The sequence below is a fragment of the Pseudomonas helvetica genome (assembly GCF_039908645.1).
In the GTDB taxonomy this organism is placed as follows: Bacteria; Pseudomonadota; Gammaproteobacteria; order Pseudomonadales; family Pseudomonadaceae; genus Aquipseudomonas; species Aquipseudomonas helvetica.
The window spans coordinates 4827244-4841442 of record NZ_CP150917.1 but is presented as its reverse complement, the minus strand read 5'-3'; the positions used below and the strand labels follow the sequence as shown (position 1 = coordinate 4841442).

At 58.6% G+C, this 14199-nt stretch carries 13 protein-coding genes; 8 read left to right on the top strand and 5 right to left on the bottom strand.

Annotation, left to right across the window (positions count from 1 at the left end):
• Positions 1 to 19 precede the first annotated feature (19 nt).
• Entirely contained in the window at positions 20 to 436 is a 417-nt protein-coding gene (locus AABM55_RS22525; protein ID WP_054593667.1) for a GNAT family N-acetyltransferase, read from the bottom strand.
• Between the two features lie 374 nt (positions 437 to 810).
• Between AABM55_RS22525 and AABM55_RS22520 the strand changes: the two genes are divergently transcribed.
• The 4 genes from AABM55_RS22520 to AABM55_RS22505 all read left to right on the top strand — a co-directional run bounded on the left by AABM55_RS22520 (position 811) and on the right by AABM55_RS22505 (position 4257).
• Positions 811 to 1752, top strand: coding sequence for a fatty acid desaturase (locus AABM55_RS22520; protein WP_347927810.1), 942 nt, complete (start codon positions 811 to 813; stop codon positions 1750 to 1752).
• Between the two features lie 8 nt (positions 1753 to 1760).
• The gene (locus AABM55_RS22515; protein WP_347927809.1) at positions 1761 to 2552 is read left to right on the top strand and encodes a PhnD/SsuA/transferrin family substrate-binding protein; all 792 of its coding nucleotides are present in this window, start codon (positions 1761 to 1763) and stop codon (positions 2550 to 2552) included.
• Positions 2553 to 2704: 152 nt separating this feature from the next.
• Positions 2705 to 3247 carry a sigma-70 family RNA polymerase sigma factor gene (locus tag AABM55_RS22510; protein WP_103314980.1) on the top strand — a complete coding sequence of 181 codons (543 nt, stop codon included), beginning with the start codon at positions 2705 to 2707 and terminating at the stop codon, positions 3245 to 3247.
• Positions 3244 to 4257 carry an ABC transporter substrate-binding protein gene (locus AABM55_RS22505; protein WP_347927808.1) on the top strand — a complete coding sequence of 338 codons (1014 nt, stop codon included), beginning with the start codon at positions 3244 to 3246 and terminating at the stop codon, positions 4255 to 4257. The genes AABM55_RS22510 and AABM55_RS22505 overlap by 4 nt, the downstream gene beginning before the upstream one ends.
• A 134-nt stretch (positions 4258 to 4391) precedes the next feature.
• On the opposite strand, the gene gstA is transcribed toward AABM55_RS22505, so the two are convergent.
• Positions 4392 to 5000, bottom strand: a complete 609-nt coding sequence (gene gstA / locus AABM55_RS22500) for a glutathione transferase GstA (RefSeq protein ID WP_347927807.1) — start codon at positions 4998 to 5000, stop codon at positions 4392 to 4394.
• Positions 5001 to 5099: 99 nt separating this feature from the next.
• Between gstA and AABM55_RS22495 the strand changes: the two genes are divergently transcribed.
• Together AABM55_RS22495 and AABM55_RS22490 are read left to right on the top strand one after the other, a co-directional pair.
• Positions 5100 to 5978 carry a LysR family transcriptional regulator gene (locus AABM55_RS22495; protein WP_347927806.1) on the top strand — a complete coding sequence of 293 codons (879 nt, stop codon included), beginning with the start codon at positions 5100 to 5102 and terminating at the stop codon, positions 5976 to 5978.
• 444 nt (positions 5979 to 6422) lie between these two features.
• Entirely contained in the window at positions 6423 to 7742 is a 1320-nt protein-coding gene (locus AABM55_RS22490) for a PAS domain-containing methyl-accepting chemotaxis protein (RefSeq protein WP_054593664.1), read from the top strand.
• Positions 7743 to 7819: 77 nt separating this feature from the next.
• Here AABM55_RS22490 and AABM55_RS22485 read toward each other — a convergent pair whose 3' ends face one another.
• The 3 genes from AABM55_RS22485 to AABM55_RS22475 all read right to left on the bottom strand — a co-directional run bounded on the left by AABM55_RS22485 (position 7820) and on the right by AABM55_RS22475 (position 11984).
• Complete coding sequence (locus AABM55_RS22485) at positions 7820 to 9730, bottom strand: IucA/IucC family protein (RefSeq protein ID WP_347927805.1); 1911 nt, start codon at positions 9728 to 9730, stop codon at positions 7820 to 7822.
• 171 nt (positions 9731 to 9901) lie between these two features.
• On the bottom strand, positions 9902 to 10645 hold the full coding sequence (locus AABM55_RS22480; RefSeq protein WP_054593662.1) for an NAD(P)-dependent oxidoreductase: 744 nt from the start codon (positions 10643 to 10645) through the stop codon (positions 9902 to 9904).
• 307 nt (positions 10646 to 10952) lie between these two features.
• Entirely contained in the window at positions 10953 to 11984 is a 1032-nt protein-coding gene (locus AABM55_RS22475; RefSeq protein WP_054593661.1) for a LacI family DNA-binding transcriptional regulator, read from the bottom strand.
• A 215-nt stretch (positions 11985 to 12199) separates the two neighbouring features.
• On the opposite strand from AABM55_RS22475, the gene AABM55_RS22470 reads away from it, so the two are divergent.
• Together AABM55_RS22470 and AABM55_RS22465 are read left to right on the top strand one after the other, a co-directional pair.
• Positions 12200 to 12733, top strand: a complete 534-nt coding sequence (locus tag AABM55_RS22470; RefSeq protein WP_054593660.1) for a gluconokinase — start codon at positions 12200 to 12202, stop codon at positions 12731 to 12733.
• 82 nt (positions 12734 to 12815) lie between these two features.
• Positions 12816 to 14168, top strand: a complete 1353-nt coding sequence (locus AABM55_RS22465) for a GntP family permease (RefSeq protein ID WP_103314973.1) — start codon at positions 12816 to 12818, stop codon at positions 14166 to 14168.
• Positions 14169 to 14199: the final 31 nt, after the last annotated feature.

Here is a 14199-nt window from a genome sequence, read left to right as displayed (position 1 = left end):
GGCGCTAAAAGATCGCTGTTTACCTGCCCGGCTCCAGGCCCATGGCGATCATCGGCTTGTTGCGTTTATAGCGAGCCAGGCGCTCGGCCAGTGCATAGGGCAACAACGGGTCCGCAGTGAAGCCATTGCACTCATAAAAACTGCGCAAGTCCGGGTGGCAGAACAGCCATACCGGCGCCTTGATCTGCACCAGCGCCTGGGCCATCAACGCCCCCGCAATACCTTGTCCCCGAAGGGCCGGGTCGACAAATAACCCCGTCAGCCAAAACCCCTCCGCCATCGGCCGCAAACAGAGCCCGGCGATGATCTCGTCGCGCTTGCCTACCCACAGTTGAGCGTCGCGAACCGCTTTCATCGATGACTGGTGACTGCGGTAAAACTTGTTCAGCAAAGGCCACAGTGGCTCGGCAAGCTGGGTGTACTGGGTGTTGGGCATGTGCGAGAGGGTCACTGCGAAAAATGCGCCTATTATAAAAGAACCAACGCTGCGAGATAGGTGTATACCTGATCTCATATTCCCAGTTGGTGGAGCGTGCATTATGAGCAAAGGCATGGATTCGAAGAAAGCGGCGAAAAAGAAACCGACCAAGACAGCCGTTGAAAAACGCGCTGACAAGAAGGCCAAAAAGGTCGGTGTGTTCGGGCACTGAGCCCGCTTTGACGGAGCCCGGCAATCGGGCTCCGCGTTCATTCTCAAGTGTTCACTTCCAGGTAAATCAGCCATTGAGCTGCAAGATTTCCCCGTGTCGTTGCACAGAAGGGGATAAGGCCGACATTTGTCTGTTGGCTTGTCCTGTTCTGAGCCGAGCCATGTCCTATTACCTTGATCAAAACCTGCGTGAAGAAATTAAAACCCTGCGCCGAACGTTTGCCGGTCGCAGCGAATGGCCGACCTGGCTGTTGTTGATCGGCGTCTACGCGTCCTGGTTTGGCGTACTGCTGGCCAGCGCCTGGCTGGGACTGTGGTTGAGCACGCTGCTGCTGATACCGATCGTGGTGCTGTGGATGTCGGTCCAGCATGAACTGTTGCATGGGCATCCGACGCGCTTTACCTCGCTGAACAAACTCCTCGGTTACGCGCCATTTGCCGTCTGGTACCCGTACACCCTGTACCGCGACAGCCACCTTTTGCATCACCGCGACGAGGACCTGACGTTACCCGGCCGCGATCCGGAAAGTCGCTATGTGAGCGCGCAGCAGTGGCAGGGCAGTTCAGTGTTCGAGCGCAGCCTGCACTGGCTGAACAAAACCGTGTTGGGGCGCTTCGCCGTCGGTGCGCCATTGGCGTTACTGGCGCTGGCCAAGGAAGAATTCCAGCGCTTGCGCCACGGAGATCGCCAGGCCTGGTTGATGTGGCTGACCCACGGCGCGTTGACCGTGCTGATGCTGACCTTCATCGCGGGTTACAGTGCTGTTCCCGTCTGGCATTACCTGTTCTTGATCAGCGTGCCGGCGTTGTCGGTCGGGGCGATCCGTTCCTACTATGAACATCGTCCGCACCGCGAATCGCAAAAACGCACCGTGCTCAACGAGGCTGCCTGGCCTTGGCGCTGGTTGTTCCTGAACCTGAACCTGCACCTGGTGCATCACGATCTGCCGGGTTTGCCGTGGTTCTATTTGCCGCAGGTTTATCGCGCGCGACGTGAACAATGGCAGGTGCGCAGTGGCGGGTTTCTGGTGCGCGGCTATGGTGAGCTGTTGCGTCGGCACGGGCTCAGTCCCGTCGACAGTCCGCAGCATCCCTTCAGTTGAGAAGCGGCATGATTTCAGGTTTTGCAGAATTACTGATGTACGTCGCCCCCGAGCCGATACGTCAGGCCAATGAACACTGGCTGGCGCGTATCGTCGAGCGGCTCGGCGCGACCCGTTTGAACGCTGAAGGCCTGTCGTTGATGGAGCTTTGGCTGGCCCCGCAATTACTGCTCACGCAGACCTGTGGCTATCCGCTGATGACGACACTGCGCGGGCAGGTGCGGGTGATCGGTCGGCCGCGTTATGAGCTACCGGACAGCAGCGCTGGCAACCATTGCAGCCTGCTGCTGACCCGGGCCGACGACCCGCGCCGAACCTTGCCGGCGCTGCTGGAGTGCCGAGCGGTGATCAATGGCGAGGACTCCAACAGCGGGATGAATCTGTTGCGTCACCGCATCGCTGCGTTGCAACGCAATGGTCAGTTTTTTTCCAGCGTCTCGGTCAGCGGCAGTCACCGGGAAAGCCTGCGCTGGCTGCGTGACGGGCGCGCGGATCTGGCGTCCATCGACAGCGTGACCTTCGCCTATCTGGCACGCCATGCGCCGCAGGAGGTCGAAGGTCTGCGGGTGATGGCGCGCAGTGCGTTCAGCCCAACCTTGCCGTATATCGGGGTCGCCAGCCTGACGGACGGGCAAATCGGGCACCTTCGCGAGGTGATGAACCAGGCGTTGAATGAACTGCCTGATGTGGTTGAAGTCCTGGGGCTCCACGAGGTGTTGCCGGCTACTGAAAGCGACTACCGGATCCTCCTGGATTACCGGCAGGAAGCCGAAGAGCTGGGGTATGGACGACTGCGTTGAGGATTGACGCGATTGGTGGACGATGTGATTTATTTATTTCTAAAAAATATATAAAAATAGTTTTTAAGTATTATTAAAGAATAAGGCTCCTTGCTAGGATCGCTGCACCGGACCACCGGACATCCAGCGCAACCCTATCGATTGGAGCCTCCATGTCCGGCACCGACCTTTCTCACAGCGAATACGTCGGCGGATTGTTCCGCTGTCATTATGTTTGGTTGTGCAATCGCTTGCGCGGCTACCTCGATGCTGGCATCAGCGCCGAAGATGTCGCCGCCGAGGCCTTTGCGCAGCTCCTCGACTCGCCGAACCTGACGTCGATCCAACAGCCTCGTGCCTTGCTGACCACTCTTGCTCAGCGGGTGATTTATCGTCTCTGGCACCGACGGGACCGCGAGCGTGAACACCTTGATCAGTTGCGGCACATTCAGCCCTGCCAAGGGCCGTCGCCGGAAGACCTGACGCAGCAGTTGCAGACCTTGAGTGTTCTCGATCAGGCGCTTGACCGCTTGCCGGGCAAGGTCAGGGCGACGTTCCTGCTGTCACGGCTCGAGGGCCTGACTTACCCGCAAATCGCCGCCGAACTGGGCATCTCCCAGCGTTCGGTCAGCGTCTACATGACCCGCTGTCAGACGCTTTGCCAGCGCAGCGCCAATCAACCATTGTTCTCACCCCCCACCCTGAGGTCCGCATGAGATCAATCAAAACCTGGCTCGGCAGTTCGCTGCTGGTCTTCAGCCTTGTGGCGACACAGGCCCCCGCGGCGGAAAAAGTCGCACCCATTCACTTCGGCGACATCACCTGGGAAAGCGGCAGCCTGATCACCGAGATCCTGCGTTTGATCGTCGAGAAAGGTTATGGCTACCCGACTGACACGCTGCCGGGCAGCACCGTCAGCCTTGAAGCCGCGCTGGCCAAGGATGATATTCAGGTCATCGGCGAGGAGTGGGCGGGGCGTAGTCCAGCCTGGATCAAGGCTCAGGCCGAGGGCAAAGTGTTTGGCCTGGGCGATACCGTCAAAGGCGCTACCGAAGGTTGGTGGGTGCCGGAATATGTGATCAAGGGCGACCCCGAGCGCGGGATCAAACCGCTGGCGCCGGAGCTGAAATCGGTCGCCGATCTGGCGCGCTACAAGGACGTGTTCCGGGATCCGGAAGACCCGACTCGCGGGCGCTTTCTCAACAGCCCGACCGGCTGGACCTCGGAGATCGTCAACAGCCAGAAGCTCAAGGCCTATGCGTTGAACGAGAGCTTCGTCAACTTCCGCACCGGCTCGGGGGCGGCGCTGGATGCCGAGGTCAGTTCGTCGATTCGGCGCGGCAAGCCGGTACTTTTCTACTACTGGTCGCCGACACCGCTGTTGGGGCGTTTCAAATTGGTGAAGCTCGACGAACCGGCCTTCGATGCCGATGCCTGGAAAACCCTGGCCGACGCCAACAACCCACACCCCAAAGGTACGCGCTCGATGCCGGCCAACCTGGCCATTGGCGTCTCGGCACCGTTCAAGGCCCAATACCCGGACCTGGTGGCGTTCTTCGAGAAAGTCGATTTACCGATCGATCTGCTGAACCAGACCCTCGGCCAGATGAGCGAAAAACGCCAAAAACCGCGTGAAGCCGCACAGGCCTTCCTGCGTGAACAACCGCAGGTGTGGCAAGGCTGGGTACCGACGCAGGTCGCGACGAAAGTCAGCAGTAGTCTGTAGGTGTGGCATTCACCGGTGATGGCGCTCATGAAGTCGCCATCGCCGGCAAGCCGTGCTCCTACAGGTTTTGCGTGAGCCCTTGATCTCGAGCACATCACATCACCGTAGGAGCAGGGCTTGCCAGCGATCAATCTTCAGTCGTGCGCCACTTCCGCCGCCAGCGCCTCGCTTACCGCAGGCCGTGAGCCAATCCGTACCTGAAAACGCTCCAGCGGCGGCCATTGCTTCAGGTCGATATCAAACAAGGAAGTCCACCGCAGTACGCTGAACAGATAGGCATCAGCGATGCTGAAGCGTTCGCCCAGCAGATAATCCTGTTGTTCCAGTGTCTGGGTCAGCACGGCAAACCGCTTGAACAGTTTCTCCTTGAAGAGCGCTTTCACCTGATCAGGAAACTGCACGTTGAACAGCAGTCCCAGGCCGCCGTGAATCTCACTCGAAATAAAGTTCAGGACCTCCTGCAAACGCACTCTTTCCCAGGATCCGCATGTCGGTGCAAGGCCGGCAAGCGGGCGAAGATCCGCCAGGTATTGCAGGATGGCCGGTCCCTCGGTCAGCACATCGCCGTTATCCAGTTGCAGCGCCGCGACATAACCTTTCGGATTGATCGCAAGAAAGTCGGCACCGTCGCCGGTCTTCTTCGTTCGGTTGTCGACGCGGACCAGCTCGAATGGCAGCTGCAGTTCACGCAGAACAATGTGCGGCGCAAGGGAACAGGCTTGGGGCGAAAAATACAACTTCATGATCAGGGTTCCAGGTGAGGATTTTGATCAGTGTCATAGTCGCCCGCGCATGTCGTAAAATTAATCTTTCAGACATCAGCCATAAGGATAGCTACTGCCATGATGAACCTGATGCATTGGCGGATGCTGGTGGCTATCGCCGACACGGGCAACATTACTCGCGCTGCCGAGCGTGTCGGCATGACTCAGTCGGGGGCCAGTCAGGCGCTGGCCTTGCTTGAGGACGTGCTCGGTATTCAACTGTTTGTCCGGGAAAACCGTCAGACCTTGCCGACCGCGGTCGGAGTGCACGTGATCGAACAGGCGCGGGTGATGCTTCAGGCCCTTGAGACCATCCGGGCTACTGCCGACGCGGCGCGGGATATTCAGCGTGGCACGATTCGCCTGGCCAGTTTTCCGATGGTGCTTGCAACGTTTCTGCCGCCGCTGTTGCGCCAGTTCAAGCAACTTTATCCCGGTATTCAGGTGGTGGCGCTGGAGGTCAGCGACAACGAAGTCGAAGCGTTACTCGGCGCTGGCCTGGTTGATCTGGGCGTGGTGCTCAATCCTCCACCTGAACGCAATGCCGGAATGTTGGGGCGAGATACCTGGGTTGCGGTGCTGCCGATGGCGCACCCATTGGCTCGAGGAAACCACGAGCACGGATTGAGGTTGGAGACCTTGGTCGGGCAACCATTCGTGCTGGCCACTGGTGGATGCAGCGTCAATGCCCGCAGCCTGGCAGCGGATGCAGGTCTTGCGCTGCTGGATGTCCGGGTTGAAGTTCGAGAGTGGGGCAGTGCGTTCACGCTGGTTCGAGAAAACGTCGGGGTGACACTGGTTCCGGAAATGACCTTGCCAGCCAATCGCAAGGGGTTGCGCGTGCTGCCGTTGGCGGTGCCTGTTCATCGAGAGTTTGCGTTGGTCGCGACACCGTTGAGGGAACCCTCTGCGGCGGTGCAGGCGCTGCTGGCGATGCTCCAGACTGCGGCGCTCTGACCATCGATAAAAAGATGGCCTATTGATGGCCTTGCATCCGTGGCGTTGCTGTCTATGCTCACTCGTAGCTACTGATGCCGGTCAATTTATAAAGCGTGAAAGTCTCGATGCCTCAGCCTGATTGTGCTTGAGTCAGTGTTCTGCGGCCGGCTGTAAATTGAATGATCGATAAGAGTGTGCAACTCAAGGCACTGCGGTGAAAAGGAGTGTTTCATAGAGGGAATTACTTGTGAATGTTGGGTTGGCCCCTGCACGGGGTATCAAGAAAAGGATGGCTTGATAAGAGCGTTGCGTTATGGACACTCCGATTAATCATCATTGATCACCTGACTCTTATCCTTCGTCTGAGGATGCGTTTGCCTGTTCTGTGGAAAGTCGTCGTAAGTCCAGTGAAAGACTAGGAACTTCCGTTCATCAAAAGACAGCGCTGAAGGTGATACCACCATGTTCAATCGACACCACAAGTCTGACTTGCTTGAGATAGAGCGATTTAGCTGCGCATTGACCGAGGCCAATGCCAAGTTGGCGGCAATCAGCCGCTGCATGGCAATGATCGAGTTTGACCCCACCGGTGTGATCCTCGAGGCCAACGAAAACTTTTGTAAGGCCGTCGGCTATTCCATCGAGGAGTTGCGCGGCAAGCATCACCGGATTTTTTGTGAAGAGGATTACGCCAAAAGCGAAGATTACCAGCGCTTCTGGCGTGAATTGGGTCGTGGCGAATCAAACAGTGGCACCTTCTTGCGCATGAACAAGAGTGGCAAGGAAGTCTGGCTTGAGGCCAGTTATATGCCGGTGATCGGGACTGACCGGCACGTACGAAGCGTGATCAAGGTGGCCTCGGACATCACGGCCCGAATCAATAAAGAGCATGAAAACCAGAGCGTAGTGAATGCCTTGGGCCGTGCCATGGCGGTGATCGAATTCTCCCCCGATGGCAGGGTGATTACTGCCAACGATAACTTTTTGCAGACCATGCACTATTCACTTAACGAAGTAGTGGGTCAGCACCACAGCCTGTTCTGTCATCGCTCGGAGAGCGAGTCGGCGGCCTACAAGGCATTCTGGGCTTCGCTCAACCGGGGCGAATTCCATTCGCGTCGGTTTGAACGGGTCGACAAACACGGTCGCATGGTCTATCTCGAAGCTTCGTACAACCCGATCTTCGACACCAAGGGCCGCTTGTACAAAGTGGTCAAGTTCGCCAGCGACATCACCCGGCAAATGACCACGTTGCAGACTGCCGCCGAGTCGGCCCATTCAACCTCGGTGCAAAACGACGCGTGCGCCCAGAAAGGTTCGCAGGTGGTGCAGCAAACCGTGCAGATCATCGAAGAGATCTCCAGGGATCTCAACGAAGCGGCCCTCAGCATCGATGCGGTGAGCAAACAGTCCGACATCATCGGCACCATTGTTCAGACCATTCGCGGTATCGCCGATCAGACCAATCTGCTGGCACTCAACGCCGCAATCGAGGCTGCGCGGGCCGGCGAACATGGGCGAGGATTTGCGGTGGTTGCCGACGAGGTGCGTAGCCTGGCGGCACGAACCAGCCACGCAACCGTGGAAATTGTGGAAGTAGTGCGCAAGAACCACGACTTGTCCTTGAGTGCAGTGTCGAGCATGCAATCAAGTTTGAGTCGTACTGGACTTGGTGTGGAACTGGCCAATGAAGCGGGCGAGGTGATCCTGGAAATTCAACAGGGTTCACGGCATGTGGTGGACGCCATCAGTCAATTCAACTCGACATTGCAACTTGGTTAAAACGTCATGCAACTAAAAGGATTTCGATCAAGTGTCATTACTTGATCGAGAATCCTTTTTGTCGTTCCAGCGACTATTTAAGAGTGCACGCGAAGCGGGTTGCTCAGGCGACCGACGATATCGAGCGCACTGTCGAGCAAGCGCATGCGCATGAACGATTTGGCCGGCCAGTCCTGTTTCAGCAAGGCCAGACGCTCGATTGCCCAGCGTTGAGGCTCGACCCGTTCGCGCAGGTGGTCAAAGCAGTCGCTGATCTGAATGGCCAACTCATTCCAAAGTGCATCTTCCGGCATCTTCCAATGCCGGGCGCAGAGCAGAACCAGCTCACCGAGATGGCACATGAAGGTGGTGTGCAAGAGTTTGTCGCGCACGAAGTCCGCATCGTCATACAGCGTCATCTGCGGGTCATGCAACTGAAGGTCTAGGCCTTGCCGGTGCAAAGTCTGGCGGTGAATCCGAATGTCGCCGAAGTCACGTACCAGCAGTCGGCTTAACTGTCCCTCGGCACTCATGACCATGAAGCTGTTCTGCTGGTGCGCCTCAAAGGCGACCCCGTAGATCAGGTACAGACCGAGCAATCCGGGAACGGCGATCGATAGATAGTCACGGCAAAAACGCAGCAGTTCCGGTCTGCCGTCGCCTCCTTGGGCCAACCGGACCCACTGGCGCAGTAACGGTTGTCCGCGTTCATCCAGGGCGAACAGGCTGCCAACGGGAACGGCCATTTCACCCGGTTGCAACACGCTCGACGGGTTGTCCCGGTAAAGTACCGCCAGGTGCCGGGAGCGTTGATCATCTGCCGGTTGCGGCGAGTAATGCACGCCGATACGTTCCGGCACGATGTTCAACACAGCTCGAATCTGCGGCTCCTGCTTGAGTATTTGCAGCAACAATCCGCTAACCCTTGGCCCCATCCGCGCAGAGCGTGGCGAAAGGGTGCGCTGCACGCTGGTCAGTCGTAGCGCCACCGGAAGCTTGACCATCGGTGAACAGCGGTTTGCGTTGGGCGCCAGGGTGCGAAACGACATGGTCGGCTGACCGTTGAACGCAATGATGGTGGTCACGACCAGCACGCGGTCGGCAATTTCGCGAGCAAACGAGCGCGGTAGTTCCTCTGCGGCTTGCCACGGATGGACGGGGATGGGCAGGTAGTCATCCGGGTCGAGACCTTGGGTTAGAAGGTGCTGGATCAATTGTTCGGCCGCGAGCGGGAAATGCCCTTGCCACCAGCCGCGGTAATGCTCAGGTCCGATCAACGATTCGACGTGAGCCCATTGCCGATGCAAGGCGCACAGGACGACTGGCACGCAGGCTTCGAATTCCGGTGATAGAGCAATGACCTCCGTGGTGCCCAAGCCAAGCTTGGTCTTGTAGTTCGGGTGCCAGGGATGACCCAGCGTGCCCCACTGTTCAAGCACCGATGTCGGGTTCGGGTGGGCGGTGTTGCTCTTGAGCCAGGTCAGCAGATTATCGTCATCGGCGAGCTTGAACTGTTCACGCAGTTGCCGGCTCCAGCCGTGGTGAAAGGCCTGGCACAAGGTGGCGTTGCAGAAGCTGTCATCAAGCTCCTCGCACAGGCGAACGAGGACTTCGGGTGACGGTAAAGGCTCAAGTTGCGTGCAGAGCAGGTTTAGCAACTGTGAAGGAAACAGCAGTTTTTGTGCTGGGCATTCAGAGCGATGCAGCGTGATGTCGCCCTGTAGGTCCCAACTGTTCATCCGCGCCGGGATAAGCCCTTCGAAACACAACCGGGCACCATCGAGCAGTGTAAGCCAATGCACTGAGCCTTCGGCTTTCAGGCTTTTTGGATTCAGCAGGCCTTCGCGCAGCAGCGCCTGCAATAAGCGCTGAAAGCTTGCGCGGGTGCTGAACTCGAGTGTATCGGACAGATGGCCGAGGCTTATCCGGCGAGACGTGAACGCCTCGGTCGCCAGGGCTTCGCTCCAGCGTGAGAGTAACCCTTGCTGTTTTTGCGGGTCCGTGTGCATGACATAAGACTCCTTGGGGCGGTTAAAAGCAGCTCCAAACAGGCTACGGCACGCGTAAAAAAAACGATGGCAAGCGTTTCCGACAAATCTGTGGGACGCATCCGATGCTGTTGGCGGGAAGGTCCGAGAGCGGTTTGCGCGAGGCATTTCGCTGATTGTCGGGCGAGGTACTCAGAGGGGCGCGATGGGGATGTCAAACAGCTGGAATGCATCATCTACTGGTTCATAGCCAAGCACCCGCGTGGTTTCGCTCAGGTCCAGACGCTTGAAGCGATTATTGGAAATCCCGTGGCCGATCAGGTACTGCACACCTTCAACCTCCACCGAGCGCTGGAGTAACTGCACCGCGTCGCGGGGGCTGAGCCATGCACTCAGGTCCCGGGCATTGGTCAGTTCATGACGATCCGGGAACTCGAATGCGCCAATGCGCAGCGCGATAGTCGACAGACCACGCTTGGCCGAATAGAAAGCACACAGGGCTTCGCCATAACATTTGCTGACACCGTAGAGATTGGCCGGCATGACGGGCATGCCCGGTGTGATCTGCCGGTCCACCGGGTAACCTTCGATGGTTTGCGCACTGCTGGCGAACACCAACCGCTTGCAACCGGCCGCCACCGAGGCCTCAAACAGATACGTGGTGGCCAGGATGTTGTTGGGTAACAACTCGTCGAACGATGCCGTGGCGTGAGGAATGCCGGCCAGGTGCACGATGACGTCGATGCCTTCGAGCGCGGCACTGACGGCTGCCGCGTCACTCAGGTCGAGGCAGAAAAACCGATGTGGCGCGTTGACCGTGAAGCCGGGCTCGACCCGGTCGGTGAGGGTGAAGGTGTAGCGGTCCTTCGACGCCTCGAAAAAAGTTTTGCCAATTCTGCCGCAGGCGCCGGTCAGCAGTACCTTGAGTCCGTTCATGTCTGTCTCTTTCTGGGGAGGAGGCGAGCGTCTGGAATCTATCAGCCCACCCTGGATTGGGCGATCTTAAATACTCGATAGTGAGGTCGGTGGTCATTACCCACACTTCATCGAGGTTGGCGTGCCCTGCATTCATCACAAGCGCCGGACCGTCTCCTTTTGGATGGGCGGCAAGGCAGTTTTTGATCGCCGGCATCAAGCGTGGATCGCGGGTGTGCCGGATAATGATGTTTCAACGTTTGGCCGGCTGCCCTCGACGCAGCGGGGTCAAGGGCAACGCTCACATTTGCACGTAGAGCTGTCGGGCTCAGGTACTCTCGCGAACCTTTAATTCAAACCCCATATCGACCACCGGATTGGCCACCGAGTTGCCGGCCATCAAGGTCAGCATGTGTTCGGCGGCGCGCCGGCCGATGGCTTCACGCGGGGTGCTGATGCTGCTCAGGCGCGGCACCATGTGCGCCGAGGCCGGCAGGTCGTTGAAGCCGAGGACGGCGACTTGTTCGGGGATCTTGATCCCGTGACGCATGGCTTCGAGCAGGGCTCCATGGGCCAGGTCGTCGTTGCCGAAGAAAATCGCGTCAACCTGCGGATGGCTGGCCATCAGCTGCAGGAATAATTCGCCACCAAGGCCCACCGAAGAGGGACGCGGTGTCAGCAACTCAAGGTCCGGGTCGTACAGGCCGGCTTGCTGCAAGGCGCGCCGGAAGCCTTCGCCGCGCAGCAAGGTGCGTTGGTCGAGCTGTGCGCCAATGTAGGCCAGGTGTCGCCGACCGCGGGAGATCAAGTGTTGTGCGGCGGTTTCGCCGGCACTCAATTGCGAGAAGCCGACGCAGTTCAGGCCGGCGCCCGGGTCCAGGTCCATCATGTAGACGCAGGGGATATTGCTGGTTTCGATCATCCGGCGGGCACTTTCGGTGCGATCGAAACCGGTCAGCAGCAACCCTCTTGGCTGATAGGCCATGTAGTTGCGCAGCAGGTTTTCTTCTTCATCACGGGAATAGTGATAGTTGCCGATCAGCACTTCGAAGCCTTTGGGACGCAGCACCTGATGGATGGCTTCAAGGGTTTCGATGAACAGCAGGTTCGACAGCGACGGCACCAGCACCACCACCGAATGGCTCTGGGCCGAGGCCAGGGCGCGGGCGGCGGGGTTGACCACGTAGTTCAGTTCGAGCGCGGCCTGCTGGACCTTTTCCACCAGCTCGGTGGCGACGGTGCTGATGCCGCGCAAGGCCCTGGACGCGGTGATCGGACTCACACCCGCCAGACGGGCGACTTCATTGAGGGTAGGGCGGCCGGTGGTGCGAGTATTTTTATCGTTTTTAGTGGAGGTCATCGGGCAGCTTGCCAAACAAAATTCAAGGCACTAAGGTAGCGCTGTCTCGATGCGGCTGCAAATGCTTGAGCAGGGATTGCCTGATCCCTGTTGTTTGGCGTTGGGAAAGAACGTGCTGCAACCCATAAAAATGACAAGAAGGCGTCGGCAATGCCTGCTTTTGCACTAGAGTTTCACGTAGCAAAGGTAGCGCTGTCTGCGCGCTGAGGTGTTACATGAGTCAACCCATCACCGCCCTGGTCATCATGGGCGTGGCCGGCTGCGGCAAGTCCAGCGTCAGCGAGGCCCTGTGCCAGCTGAGCGGTGCAACCGGCATTGAAGGCGATACCTTTCACCCTGCCGCCAATATCGAAAAGATGAGCGCGGGTATTCCCCTCAACGACGACGATCGTGCCGGCTGGCTCGACAGCCTGTGCGAGGAGTTGCGTCGCGTCGATGCCTCGGGCGCACGCCCGGTGTTGACCTGCTCGGCGCTCAAACACAGTTACCGTGAACGCTTGCGCAGCGCCTTGCCGGGCCTGGGTTTTGTGTTCCTCGAGTTGACCCCTGAAGTCGCCGCCGATCGCGTGGCTCATCGTCCGGGGCATTTCATGCCTTCGACCTTGATCGCCAGCCAGTTCGCGACCCTTGAATCCCCCGTTGGCGAGCCACTGACCCTAGCGCTCGATGCCTCGAAGCACAACGTCGATGAACTCGCCCGGCAGGCCCACGCCTGGTGGCTCAGTCATGGTTTGAAACTCGCCGGCTGAGTGTTGTTGCAAGAGATAGCGCTGTCCTGACGGCTTCTGAATAACCCGCTTCAATAACAACAACAAACAGGAGATACCCCCCATGTTTGGCATGTCCCACGAGTCGTTTTTGCTGCTTGATGCAGTGATCACCGTGATTGGATTAATCGTCCTGATCACCAAGTTCAAGCTTCATCCTTTCATTGCATTAATCATCGCTGCGGCTTTTCTCGGGCTGACCTCGGGCATGCCGATTGGCACCATCATCAAGGCGTTCCAGGACGGTTTTGGTGGGGTACTCGGGTTTGTCGGGATCATCCTTGCGTTGGGCACCATGCTTGGCAAAATGATGGCCGAGTCGGGTGGGGCGGATCAGATCGCCCAGACCCTGATTCGCGCGTTCGGCAAAGAGCGCGTGCAATGGGCCATGATGTTTGCGGCCTTCCTGGTCGGTATCCCGTTGTTCTTCGAAATCGGCTTTGTACTGCTGATCCCGCTGGTGTTCATCGTTGCCCGGCGCACCGGCGTTTCAATCATCAAGATCGGTATCCCGTTGCTGGCCGGTCTGTCTGCCGTGCACGGTCTGGTTCCGCCGCATCCGGGGCCATTGCTGGCCATCGGGGTGTTCGGTGCGGACATCGGTAAAACCATTCTCTACGGTCTGATCGTTGCCCTGCCGACCGCGATCATTGCCGGTCCGATCTACGGCACGTTCATCGCCAAGTACATCCCCGGCCATCCTAACCAGGAACTGGTGGATCAACTGGCTCGCGAGCCGCACTCCAGCACCTTGCCGAGCTTCAGCATCACGCTGATCACCGTGCTGTTGCCGGTGTTTCTGATGCTGCTGAAAACCTTTGCCGACATCGCACTGCCGGACGGGCATTTCTTCCGCACCTGGATGGACATGATTGGTCACCCGATCTCGGCGTTGCTGCTGGCGCTGCTGCTGTCGCTGTACACCTTCGGGCATCGTCAGGGCATCGGTTCCAAACAGATCCTAAAACTGCTCGACGCCAGCCTGGCGCCGACCGCGGCGATCATTCTGATCATCGGTGCCGGCGGTGGCTTCAAGCAGATGCTGGTGACCAGTGGTGTGGGCGATGTGATTGGCCACATGGCGGTGAGCGCGCAGATTTCGCCGATCCTGCTGGCCTGGCTGGTCGCGGCGGTGATCCGCGTGGCGACCGGTTCCGCGACCGTGGCGACCATTACCGGTGCAGGCATTGTGGTGCCGGTGGTGGGGATGATTCCGGGCGTGAACCGCGAATTGCTGGTGCTGGCCACCGGCGCGGGTTCGTTGATCCTGTCGCACGTCAACGACGCAGGCTTCTGGCTGGTCAAGCAGTACTTCAACATGACCGTGGCCGAAACCTTCAAGACCTGGACCGCGATGGAAACCATCCTGTCCGTCGTTGCTCTGGGCTTCATCATGTTGCTGTCGTTGGTGGTTTGATTTATTACGGTGCCTGCGCCTTATGCGGGTG